11 protein-coding genes are annotated in these 11067 nt (G+C 69.7%); 3 read left to right on the plus strand and 8 right to left on the minus strand.

Annotation, left to right across the window (positions count from 1 at the left end):
- The first annotated feature begins 36 nt into the window (after positions 1-36).
- Complete coding sequence (locus HD593_RS47675; RefSeq protein WP_312904256.1) at positions 37-642, plus strand: TetR/AcrR family transcriptional regulator; 606 nt, start codon at positions 37-39, stop codon at positions 640-642.
- Here HD593_RS47675 and HD593_RS47680 read toward each other — a convergent pair.
- The 4 genes from HD593_RS47680 to HD593_RS47695 are packed head-to-tail and all read right to left on the minus strand — an operon-like array spanning position 636 to position 4443.
- Entirely contained in the window at positions 636-1685 is a 1050-nt protein-coding gene (locus tag HD593_RS47680; RefSeq protein ID WP_185109495.1) for an ABC transporter ATP-binding protein, read from the minus strand. The genes HD593_RS47675 and HD593_RS47680 overlap by 7 nt on opposite strands.
- Positions 1672-2451: an ABC transporter permease gene (locus HD593_RS47685; RefSeq protein ID WP_185109496.1), complete on the minus strand. Its 780-nt coding sequence runs from the start codon at positions 2449-2451 to the stop codon at positions 1672-1674. Before HD593_RS47685 ends, HD593_RS47680 begins: the two co-directional genes overlap by 14 nt.
- Positions 2444-3310, minus strand: coding sequence for an ABC transporter permease (locus HD593_RS47690; RefSeq protein WP_312904258.1), 867 nt, complete (start codon positions 3308-3310; stop codon positions 2444-2446). Before HD593_RS47690 ends, HD593_RS47685 begins: the two co-directional genes overlap by 8 nt.
- Positions 3311-3321: 11 nt before the next feature.
- A complete protein-coding gene (locus tag HD593_RS47695; RefSeq protein WP_185109497.1) occupies positions 3322-4443 on the minus strand; it encodes a polyamine ABC transporter substrate-binding protein in 1122 nt (373 codons plus the stop codon).
- Positions 4444-4825: 382 nt separating this feature from the next.
- Between HD593_RS47695 and HD593_RS62760 the strand changes: the two genes are divergently transcribed.
- Positions 4826-5743: a phosphotransferase gene (locus HD593_RS62760; protein ID WP_185109498.1), complete on the plus strand. Its 918-nt coding sequence runs from the start codon at positions 4826-4828 to the stop codon at positions 5741-5743.
- Positions 5740-6702 carry an SIS domain-containing protein gene (locus HD593_RS47705; RefSeq protein WP_185109499.1) on the plus strand — a complete coding sequence of 321 codons (963 nt, stop codon included), beginning with the start codon at positions 5740-5742 and terminating at the stop codon, positions 6700-6702. Before HD593_RS62760 ends, HD593_RS47705 begins: the two co-directional genes overlap by 4 nt.
- Before the next feature lie 12 nt (positions 6703-6714).
- On the opposite strand, the gene HD593_RS47710 is transcribed toward HD593_RS47705, so the two are convergent.
- Genes HD593_RS47710 through HD593_RS47725 form a run of 4 tightly spaced genes read right to left on the minus strand, consistent with a single transcriptional unit; the run spans position 6715 to position 10841 of the window.
- Complete coding sequence (locus HD593_RS47710; protein WP_185109500.1) at positions 6715-7281, minus strand: GTP-binding protein; 567 nt, start codon at positions 7279-7281, stop codon at positions 6715-6717.
- Entirely contained in the window at positions 7262-7630 is a 369-nt protein-coding gene (locus tag HD593_RS47715) for a DUF742 domain-containing protein (protein WP_185109501.1), read from the minus strand. The genes HD593_RS47710 and HD593_RS47715 overlap by 20 nt, the downstream gene beginning before the upstream one ends.
- A 14-nt stretch (positions 7631-7644) precedes the next feature.
- Positions 7645-8067 carry a roadblock/LC7 domain-containing protein gene (locus tag HD593_RS47720; protein WP_185109502.1) on the minus strand — a complete coding sequence of 141 codons (423 nt, stop codon included), beginning with the start codon at positions 8065-8067 and terminating at the stop codon, positions 7645-7647.
- A complete protein-coding gene (locus HD593_RS47725; RefSeq protein ID WP_185109503.1) occupies positions 8064-10841 on the minus strand; it encodes a sensor histidine kinase in 2778 nt (925 codons plus the stop codon). Before HD593_RS47725 ends, HD593_RS47720 begins: the two co-directional genes overlap by 4 nt.
- Positions 10842-11067 lie beyond the last annotated feature (226 nt).

Raw genomic sequence — 11067 nt, forward strand, 5'->3', positions numbered from 1 at the left:
AACTGAACAGCAGCCAAACGAGTGAAGGTGGTGAGGGTGGCTCAGCGCAAAAGCCGCAGCGACCGGCGGCTCGACCTGATCGAGGCCGCACGCAGGGCCATCATCCGCCACGGCATCGACGGTGTACAGCTCTCGCACGTCGCCGAGGAGGCCGGCCTGACCTCGGGCGCCGTGCTCTACCACTACCCCGATCTGAGCGAGCTGCTCGTCGAGGCGCAGCACGCGGGCATGGAACGTTTCTACGAGCAGCGGCTGCGCCAGCTCTCGACGCTCACCGACCCCGTCGAGAAGCTGGTCGTCACGATCAGGTCGGGGCTGCCGACCGGGCCGCTCGACCCCGACGTGCGCCTGCTCAACGAGCTGGGCGGCGCCGCCGGCCGCATCCGCGTCTACGGCGTGCTGCTCACCTCGCTCTACGACCGGCAGGTGTCGATGTACCAGGCGATCCTGGACACCGGGGCCGCGCTGGGGGTGTTCAGGCTGAGCGCCGACTCGCTGACGATCGCGCGCAACCTGGTGGCCCTGGAGGACGCGTACGGCTACCGCATCACCGCCAGGCACCCCCTGATCGGCCCCGACGAGGCGAACGAGCTCATCCTGTCCTACGCCCGCGCGGCCACGGGCAACGACCTGACTCACTGATCGACCGCCATGATCACGGCGTCCTCGGCGTTCCAGCGCACCTTCACCTTGGCGCCGGGACGCACGGAGGCGGCCCCCTGCACGGCCACGAGCACGGGCTTGGGATGGCCGGGCACGTCCACGGAGATGTGCGAGACGCCGCCGTAGAAGCTCACGTCGAGGACGTCGCCCGCCAGGCCCCTGGTCGCGTTCCCGTCGGCCAGCTCGATCTTCTCGGGCCGCACCGCGAGCAGCGCCTCGGCACCGGCGTCCAGCTCCGCCAGCGGGGCGCCGGCCAGCATGCCGAACTGCTCGCTCTTGATCCCGTCGAGGCCGCTGGCCGCGCCGCGGAAGAGGTTGTTCGCCCCGACGAAGTCGGCCACGAAAGGCGAGCGCGGCCGCTCGTACAGCGAGATCGGCTCGTCCACCTGGCGTACGGAGCCGCTGTCGAAGACCGCGATCCGGTCGGCCAGCGACATGGCCTCCTCCTGGTCGTGCGTGACGACCACGAACGTGATGCCCACCTCGTGCTGCAGCCGCTTCAGCTCGAGCTGCATGTCGGCGCGGACCTTCTTGTCCAGGGCCGACAGCGGCTCGTCGAGCAGCAGCAGCCGGGGCCGCTTGACGATGGAACGCGCCAGCGCCACCCGCTGCCGCTGGCCGCCCGAGAGCTGGGCGGGCCTGCGGGAGGCGTGCGCGGACAGCCCGACCGTCTCCAGCACCTCGTCCACGCGCTGCTTGATCTCCTGGCGGGGCAGCCGCTCGCGCTCCAGGCCGTAGGCCACGTTCTTGGCCACGGTCATGTGCGGGAACAGGGCGTAGGACTGGAACATGAGGCTGATCGGCCGCCGGTTCGGCGGCTTGGACAGCAGGTCCTCGCCGTCGAGCGTGACCTTGCCCCGGTCCGGCGCCTCGAACCCGGCGATGATGCGCAGCAGCGTGGTCTTGCCGCAGCCGGAGGGGCCGAGCAGGGCGAAGAACTCGCCCTGCTCGATCTCCAGCGAGACGTCGTCGAGCGCGGTGACGTCCCCGAACCTGCGGGAGATCCCGTCAATCTTGAGCACGCGTCTCCCCGATCTTGGTCAGGCGCTGCCCGGCGATCACCGCCGTGAAGCTCACGAGGAGCAGGATCGCGGCCAGCGCATTGATCTTCGGGGTGACCCCGAAACGGATCATTGAGTAGATGACGATCGGCAGCGTCTGGTCGTTGTTGCCGATCGTGAAGAACGCGATCACGAACTCGTCCAGCGACAGCGTGAACGCCAGCATCGCGCCCGCCACGATGCCCGGCATCAGCTGCGGCAGCGTGACCTTCATGAATGTCACCACCGGCCCCGCGCCCAGGTCTCGCGACGCCTCCTCCAGCGAGGTGTCGGCGCCGGTCAGCCGGGTGCGCACCACCGCCGCGACGAACGCCATCGCGAACAGACCGTGGGCCAGCACCACAGAGTACAGGCCGAGCGTGAGCTGGATGGTCCCGTAGAAGACCAGCAAGCCGATGGCCAGCACCAGGTCGGGCAGCACGGCGGGCATCAGCACCAGCGCGTCCATGACCTTGGACCTGGTGTACCTGGCCAGGCCGACGGCCAGCATCGTGCCGAGCACGGTGGCGATCACGGTCGAGCCGGTGGCCACGATGAGCGTGTTGACCAGGCCGTCCCTGATCTTCTCGTCCTCGGCCAGCACGCCGTACCACTTGAGGCTGAAACCGTCGAAGGAGTACGCCGACTCGCCGGAGTTGAACGACATGAAGACGAGCACGGCGATCGGCAGGTACAGGAAGACGAACGTGAGCCAGAACGGCACGTACAGCAGCTTCGGTCTACGCACGGCGCGCCGCCCAGGCCTGGAGGATGAGCAGCACGACCAGCAGCGCGATGAGCACCAGCGACAGCGTGGCCCCGAACGGCCAGTCGCGCGCCGACAGGAACTGATCCCTGATCAGGTTACCCACCATGATCGACTTGCTGCCGCCCAGCATCTCGGGGATGACGAAGTTGCCGAAGCTCGGCACGAACACGAACAGGCTCCCGGTCAGCACGCCCGGCACCGTCAGCGGCAGCGTGACCTTGCGGAACGTGGTGAACCCCGACGCCCCCAGGTTCGCCGACGCCTCGCGGAGCTGCGGGTCGAGCTTCTCGATCGCGGCGTACAGCGGCAGCACCATCAGCGGCAGGTACGAGTACAGCAGCCCCGCCACGATCGTGCCCTGGTTGTAGAGCAGCTCGTACGGCCCCAGCCCGATCTTGGCCAGCGCCGAGTTCACCAGCCCCGGCCCGCTGAGCAGGATCGTCCAGGCGTAGACCCGGATGATGAAGTTCGTCCAGAACGGCAGCACCACAGCGACCAGCGCCAGCGTCTTCCACCTCTTCGGCAGCTGCGCGATCAGGTACGCCGTCGGGTAACCGATGAGCAGCGCGATCAGCGTCGTGAGCGCCGCGATCTTCAGCGAGTCGCCCAGCACGTTGAGGTAGAGCGGGTCGAACAGCCGCTCGAAGTTCTCGGTGGTGAACTCGTACACCACCCCGCCGAAGCGGCCCCGCTGGAAGACGGTGTAGCTGAACACCAGCGCCAGCGGCACCAGCATGAGCACGACCAGGTACGCCAGCCCTGGCGACAGGAAAACGAACGCGCCCAGCCAGCGCCCGCGGGAGCGGGACACTGGCTGGGTCTCGACTTCGGACTTCACTGCGGCAAGGCTCAGCTGGCCTTGATGTCCTGCTGGAGCCGGCTGTACTTGGTCGACGCCGGGCCCAGGTCGATGGCGGCCTCACCGTTGAGCAGCTCGGCCGGCGTGATGCCCAGCAGCGAGCCCTTGGCGATCTTCACCTGCTCCATGGCGGCCTTGTTGGGCACCTTGTAGTTGATGTTCTCGGCGGCCCAGGAGTGGATCTCGGGGCTGAGGATGTAGTTGATCAGGGCGTGCGCCGCCTCCTTGTTCTTGGAGGACTTCATGATCACCATGGTGTCCACCCAGAGGTCGCTGCCCTCCTTCGGCACCGCGAACTTGATGTTGCCCTTGGGGTCGGTGGTCGGGCACCAGCCGTCCCACGCCTCGGCCATCACCGCCTCGCCGGAGACGAGCCGGTCACCGAAGGTGGTGTCGTCGTAGCGCAGCAGGTGCGGCTTCTGCGCCAAGAGCAGCTCCTTGGCCTTCTCGATCTCCTCGTCCTTGTCGGTGTTGATCGAGTAGCCGAGCGACTTGAGCGCGGGCAGGGCCAGCCAGCGCTCGGTGGCGAGCATGGTGACCTTCTTGTCGGCCCAGGCCGGCGGCTTCAGCAGATCGTTCCAACTGGTGGGCTCGCTCTTCACCAGGTCGCTGCGGTAGCAGATGCCCGTCGTGCCCCAGGTGTAGGGCACGGAGTACTTGTTGCCCTTGTCGTAGGAGAGCTGGGTGGCCTCGGGGTAGAGGTTGGCCAGGTTGGGGATGAGCTCGTGGTGGATCGGCTCCAGCAGGCCCTGCTCGTTGAGCGCCTGGGCGTACTGGCCGGACACGAACGCCACGTCGATGCCGCTGTCACCGGGGGCGGTGAGCTTGGTCATGGCCGTCTCGTTGGTGTCGTGCGTCTGGATCTGCACGTCCTTGATCTTGAGCTCGGCCTTGGCCTTCTCGGGAAGCTCCTTGGGCGTGTAACCGTCCCAGACGGTGATGTCCAAGGTCTGCTGCGACAGGTCCGCGTTGGGCTTGAGCTGGTCGGCCGCCGCCGGCGTCGCACCATCCGAGCTTGACGACGACCCACCCCCGCACGCCGCGACGGCAAGCGCGAGTCCGGCCGCCGCGGCGGCGGCCGGGAGACGACGGGTGAACCGGGTACGGGACACGGCCGCTACTCCTTCTGAAATTTGAGCTGTTTGAGGGGTCGCGCGACCTTACCGGACACAGCGGACCAGACCAGGAGTGTTGCAGCAGAAATCAACATGAGCAAGACTTTTGATGACATTGCTACCTGGAAGTTTGGTCCAGCTGTTGAATTGGGATTCAATAAGTCGTCGCTTGATCTCTCTCGGTGAGAGGCCCCTCACCGCGCGAAATCGGGGGCTCACAGCCGCGCTCCTGGCGCTGTTGGCGGACGACGTGCCGCCGCCCTTCGCCGTACGACGCTTCCGCCCGCTGCCCACCTTCTCGCACGGCCCTGGAGATCTCCACACTGGGGCCCCAGGTGAACGGGATTTCGGATCACACGTCGACCAGACGAACTACTCGGTGGTGGTCGGCGAGCGCGTCGTGGTCAAGTGGCTCACCCCGCCCGTCCCGCTCCCCCACCCCACTCCCGAGATCTTCGCGCACCTCGTTGATTCAGGATTCAACGACACAGCGCCTCCTTACGCGGCGCTGACAGGCGTGTTGGGGGGCCGCGAGCACCTCCTGGCCTTGATCACCGGCTACCTGCCGGAGGCCAGGGACGGCTGGGAGTGGTGCGTCGACGAGGCCGCGACCGGCTCCACCGCCTTCGCCACCGAACTCGGCCGCCTCACCGCCGACCTCCACCTCGCCCTCTCCACCTTCCCGATCACGAGCACGACCGGCGGTGCGGCGAGCGGCAGCACGGCGGCCAGGGCGTACGAGGCGCTGGCCGAGGCGCTGGCGCTGACCGGCGGCGACGACGGCGAGTGGCTGGCCACCAGGGCGGACACCATGCGCCAGGAGCTGAAGGTCCTGGAGAGGCCCATCGCCACCCCGCGGATCCGCATCCACGGCGACCTCCACGTGGGCCAGATCCTCCAGTGGCGGGACGGCTACGCCGTCATCGACTTCGACGGCAACCCCACGGTCACCGGCGCCGGCCTCCACCAGCCGGCCGCCCGCGACATCGCCCAGCTCACCACCAGCCTCGACCACGTGGCCCAGGTGGCGATCAGGAGAAGATCCACCCCACCGGCCGACGCCACCCGATGGGCGGCCACGGCCCGCGACACCTTCCTGTCCGCCTACAAGTCCCGCCTGGCGGGCGGGAACAGGCCGGACCTGCTGGACGAAACCCTGCTCCGCCCGTTCGAGGTGGAGCAGGAGTGCCGCGAGCTGATCTACGCCGCCCGCCACCTCCCCCGCTGGCGCTACGCCCCCATGGGCGTCCTGCGCACCTGGTACGGAGAAGAACCTCGCAAGGAGAACATCGCGTGAATTCTGAGCTCTACCTCTCCGACCTGGAGTCCAAGCCGGAGCACCTGGCGGCCCTGGCCGACGCCCTCCGCGCCGGGGACCCGTTCCAGGAACTCCCGGCGCGGCGCATCGACCGGGTCCTGTTCCTCGGCATGGGCAGCTCCCGCTACGCCGCCGGCGTGGCCGCCCTGCGCCTGCGTACCGCCGGGGTGAACGCGCACGCCGAGTACGCCTCCGCCGCCGCGAGCCTGCCGAACGCGGAGGGCACCCTGGTCGTCCCGATCTCCGCCACCGGCACCAGCAGGGAGACCCTCGACGCCGTGGCCAGGTACGCGGGCGGCCCCGCCTACCTGGCGGCCCTCACCAACCAGCCCGCCTCCCCGCTGGCCGAGGCCGCCGACCTGGTGGCCGACCTGCGCGCGGGCGAGGAGCGCGGCGGTGTCGCGTGCCGGACGTTCCAGCACACGCTGGCCCTGCTGCTGGCCCTGGAGTCCAGGCTGACGGGTCGTACGACTGACCTGCCGGCCCTGCTCGAACGGGCCGCGAAGGCCTCGGCCGACCTGCTGGACCGCAGGGACGAGTGGCTCCCCCTGGCGATCGAGCTGCTCGACGGCCCGAACGGCGTCTACACGATCGCCCCCGCCGAGCGGCTGTCGTCGGCGGAGCAGTCGGCGCTGATGTTCCGCGAGGGCCCGCGCCGCCCGGCCGACGCGTGCGAGAGCGGCGACTGGTCGCACGTGGACGTGTACCTCACCAAGACGCTCGACTACCGCGCGCTGCTCTTCCCCGGCTCCCGCTACGACGACCAGGCCATGGACTGGGTACGTCAGCGCGGCTCGACGGTGATCACCGTGGGCCGCGAGGTGCGGGACGCGACGGCCGCGATCCGGTACGCGGGCGACGACGACCCGGACGTCGCCCTGCTCACGGAGACGCTGGTGGCGGAGCTGGTGGCCGCCTACTGGTGGTCGGGCCAGTAGGCGGCCCGGCGGTCAGTACGACCGCACGGTCAGCGCGTGCTCGACCAGCGTGATCAGGGTGTTCTTGACGGCCTGGCGCGCACGCGCGTCCGTGCGGACGATCGGCACGTGCGGTGAGAGCGTGAGCGCCTCCCGCACCTCGCTCTCGACGTGCGGGAACTCGCCGTCCCAGCCGTTCAGCCCGATCACGAACGGGATCCCGGAGTCCTCGAAGTAGTCGACGGCGGGGAAGCTGTCGGCCAGCCGCCGCGAGTCGACCAGCACCACGGCCCCGATGGCCCCGCGCACGATGTCGTCCCACATGAACCAGAACCGCTGCTGCCCCGGCGTGCCGAACAGGTAGAGGATCAGCTCCTGGTCGAGCGAGAGCCTGCCGAAGTCCATGGCCACGGTGGTGGTGGTCTTGCCGGGGGTGTGCCCGAGGTCGTCGATGCCGTGCGAGGCGTCGGTCATCACCGCCTCGGTGGTCAGCGGCATGATCTCGGAGACGGCGCCCACGAACGTGGTCTTCCCCACGCCGAAGCCGCCCGCCACGACGATCTTCGTGGAGGTGAGCCGGCTAGAGCCTGCGAAGTCCACTCAGCACCCTTTCGAGCAGTCCCCTGTCGGGCAGCCCCGCCTCCAGCTGCGGCTGGTACACCTTGACCAGCCCGTCCGCCTCCATGTCGGCGACCAGCACCCTCGCCACGCCGAGCGGCACGCTGAGCAGCGCGGAGATCTCCGCCACCGAGCGCACCTGCCGGCACAGCTCGCTGATCGCCCGGTACTCGCGCGCGTAGGTGGTGCCGAGCTGCGCCGAGGTGGCCGACGACACCAGGGCCTCCATGGCCAGCTCCGTACGCGGGGTGGTGCGGCCGCCGGTGACGGCGTACATGCGGACGAGCGAACTTCGCTCGGGCTCCTGCTCACCGTTGTGCCACGATGCCATGGTTCACTCCCCACTCACCACTGGCGCGTGGCGGAGAGCTCCGCCCGTACGGCAGGTGTGAGCACCTGCCCCGCGCGCTCCACCAGGATCGTCATCTGGTACGCGACCAGGCCCATGTCGCAGTCGGGCGCGGCCAGCACCGCGAGGCAGGACCCGTCGCTGATCGACATCACCAGCAGCAGGCCGCGCTCCATCTCGATGAGGGTCTGGGTGACCCCGCCGCCCTCGAAGACCCGCGCCGCTCCCCCGGTCAGGCTCACCAGGCCGGCCGCGATGGCGGCGAGCTGGTCGGCACGGTCCTTGGGGAACCCTCTGGAGTACGCCATGGGCAGGCCGTCGGCGGAGACGACCACGGCGTGCGCCACGCCGGGAACCTCCTCGACGAAGCCGCTGACCAGCCAGTTGACGTCCCTGGCGGCCTGGCTCAGCTCCTTCATGAGTCCTCCTCGAGCTCGGCACGTCCCTTGCGCACGCCCTGCTGGTAGCTGGCCAGCCTGCTGCGGAGACGGTCGGGTGACACCGGAGGCCCCGGAACGGGTGGCGGCGGCTGCGGGCTCGCGGTGCCCGGTACCAGATTCGCTCGCGGAGTGCGCTTGGGCAAGCCCGAGCTCGTGGTGCCGTTCCTGGCGGGCTCCGCCGTCGCGTCGGCGGCCTGCCAGGCCTGGTCGGACGGGGTGGTCCAGGCGGTGTCGCGGTGGTCGGCGGTGGGCGCGGGCTTGCTGAACCAGCTGCTCTCCTCGACCGAGGCGAAGATCGGCAGGTACTCGTCACCGGCGGGCGCGGGCTGCGGTCCCGGCGGAGCGGGGAACGACGTCCCGGACGCGGCCAGGTCGGGGAACGGCGGGCCGGACGTGGCCAGATCGGGGAACGACGGGCCCGGCGTGCCCCGGTCGCGGGGCAGGTCGGCGAGCGGCTGCTCGGTGGAGTGGCCGCGGGCCGAGCTGAACCAGGACGACGGCTCGGGCGCCGGCGGCACGGTGTCGAACGACGGGTGACCGGACCCTCCTCCGCCGGTGACGAAGGACGGATACCCACCGGGCTCGAAAGACGGCGGCCCCGATGGCGGCCCCGATGGCGGCCCTGACGGCACCCCCGACGGCGCACCCGAGGGCATCCCGGACATCGGCCGGAGCACGGAGCCCGGCCGCGGCACGTCCAGCGGCCCGTCCAGGTGCCCGTCCGAGGTTCCGTCCTGCGGCCCGTACGCGACCCCGCCGTTCTGCCGCGGCACCTGCACCCGCTGGCCCGCCCCCGGCACCGCGGTCAGCAACATCGGCGGGATCAGCACCATGGCGGTCAGCCCGCCGATGTCCTGCCGCCTGAGCTGCACCCGGATGTTGTGCCGCAGCGCCAGCCGCCCGACCACGAACAGCCCCATCCGCCGCGACACCGACACGTCCACGACGGGCGGGTTGGCCAGCCGCCAGTTGGCCTCGGCCAGCTCGTCCTGCGCCATGCCGATGCCGTGGTCGGTGACCGACAACATCAGGCTGCCGCCGTCGATCCGGCTGCTGGAGATGATCACCTTGGTGTCGCGGGAGGAGAACGACACGGCGTTCTCGACCAGCTCGGCCAGCAGGTGCACCACGTCGGTGACGGCCTGCCCGGCGATGGCGACGTCGGACTGGACCTGGATGCTGACCCGGTCGTAGCTCTCGACCTCGCCGAGCGCGGCCCGCACGATGTCCATCAGCTCGACCGGCTCGCTCCACTTGCGCGCCGCCTCCTGCCCGGCGAGGACCAGGAGGTTCTCGCTGTTGCGGCGCATGCGGGTGGCCAGGTGGTCGAGCTTGAACAGGTCACCGAGCCGGGTGTCGTCGCGCTCGCCCTTCTCCAGCTTCTCGATCAGCGTGAGCTGCCGCTCGACCAGCGTCTGGCTGCGCCTGGACAGGTTGACGAACATGGCGTTGACGTTGGAGCGCAGCGTGGCCTCGTCGCCCGCCAGCCGTACGGCCTCGCGGTGCACCTCGTCGAAGGCGCGGGCGACCTCGCCCACCTCGTCCTTGGAGAAGATGCCGATGGGCGGCACCTCGGCGGTGACTTCGCCGTCGCGCGACTCCCGCAGGTGCTGCACGAACTCGGGCAGCCGGCGGCCCGCGATCTCCAGGGCCTCGCCGCGCAGGCGGCGCAGCGGCCGGACGAGCGACCTGGCCACGCCGGTGGTGATCAGCAGGATGGCGACGAGCAGCGCCACCACGGCGCCCGCGGTCAGGAACGCCCGCCCGCGCTCGTCCGCGCTGAGCGCCTCGCTGCGGGTCACGATGCCCTGGGCCTGGCGTTCCTCGACCTTGCGCATGGAGTCGACGACCACGTTCGCCGCGTCGAACCACTCCTTGGCGTCGTCCCTCCTGGCCTGGTCGAGGCCGCGCAGCGGCAGCCCCTTGGTGGCTCTGATCAGCACCAGCTCGCGCAGGAACAACATGCGGTCGGCGGATCTGCCGTTGACGGTCTCGTCGAAGAAGCGCCGCTCGTCCGCGGTGGCCTCGGCGGCGAAGCCCCTGCGCTCGGTGGCCTCCACGGACTGCTCGCCGAGGAAGCGCTTGAGCTGGTCCTGGTCGAAGGCGCCCTCGACGAGCACGACGGTGACCAGCGCCTGCTGGTAGGAGACGCTCTCCTTGGCGCGGGCGAGCCCGTCGAGCATGCTCGTCTGGCGGAACAGCTCGTCGTCCACGCTGCCCTTGACCAGCTCGTTGTGGACGGAGAGCAGGTCGCTGACCACGGTGGTGTAGAGCTCGACGGCCGGGCCGGGCAGCAGGTTGGCCTCCAGCGCCTGCTTGCGCAGGGCGGTGAGGTCGTCGAGGCGGTTGAGCAGGTTCTCGAGCTGGTCCGCGGTACGGCCGGCCGACTCGGTCATGAGCTGCCCGGCGATGCCGCGTACCGTCCTGGCCGTCAGGTCCACCTGGTCCATCTGGGCCTGCACCTCGGACAGCCCGTCGGCCGGCCGGTTGCGGGCGATGTACCAGGCGGTCTTGGCCCGCTCGCCGGAGACGAGGTGGGTGAGGCCGGCCAGCTCGGCGGAGAGCCGCGCGAACTGGTTCGTCCGCGCGTAGTCGGAGGCCGCGGACGTGGAGGCGAGCACCTGGATGCCGCCGAGCAGCACGGCCGCCGCGGTCGGCACCATGATCAGGGCGACGAGCCGCGCCCGGACACGCCAATTACGCAGCCGCCAGCGGCTCTCGCTGGCCTGCTTGACGCCCAGCTCTGTACTCACCGAACGCACCTCGCCCGAATCGGCGTATTTGAGGAGTCTGTGTCCTGGGGGGAAATCAGCAAGTGCCGGTTATTTGAACACATGCTATGGCTCGTGGCCAAGCGAACATAACGCGACAAAAGATGGTCCGCGTGACTCCTGAGGATAGAACCTGGCGCTCCATGCCGGAAGCATCCCAGGCACGAAATAAACCTTTGGCAGAATAAATGTCCACTTATGGGCGTTT

It is taken from the genome of Nonomuraea rubra (assembly GCF_014207985.1).
Taxonomy (GTDB): domain Bacteria; phylum Actinomycetota; class Actinomycetes; order Streptosporangiales; family Streptosporangiaceae; genus Nonomuraea; species Nonomuraea rubra.

Bases quoted from the DNA above. Each gene is read 5' to 3' on its own strand.
- HD593_RS47715 (WP_185109501.1), bottom strand. From the start codon at position 7,630: ATGGCATCGTGGCACAACGGTGAGCAGGAGCCCGAGCGAAGTTCGCTC.
- HD593_RS47720 (WP_185109502.1), bottom strand. From the start codon at position 8,067: ATGAAGGAGCTGAGCCAGGCCGCCAGGGACGTCAACTGGCTGGTCAGC.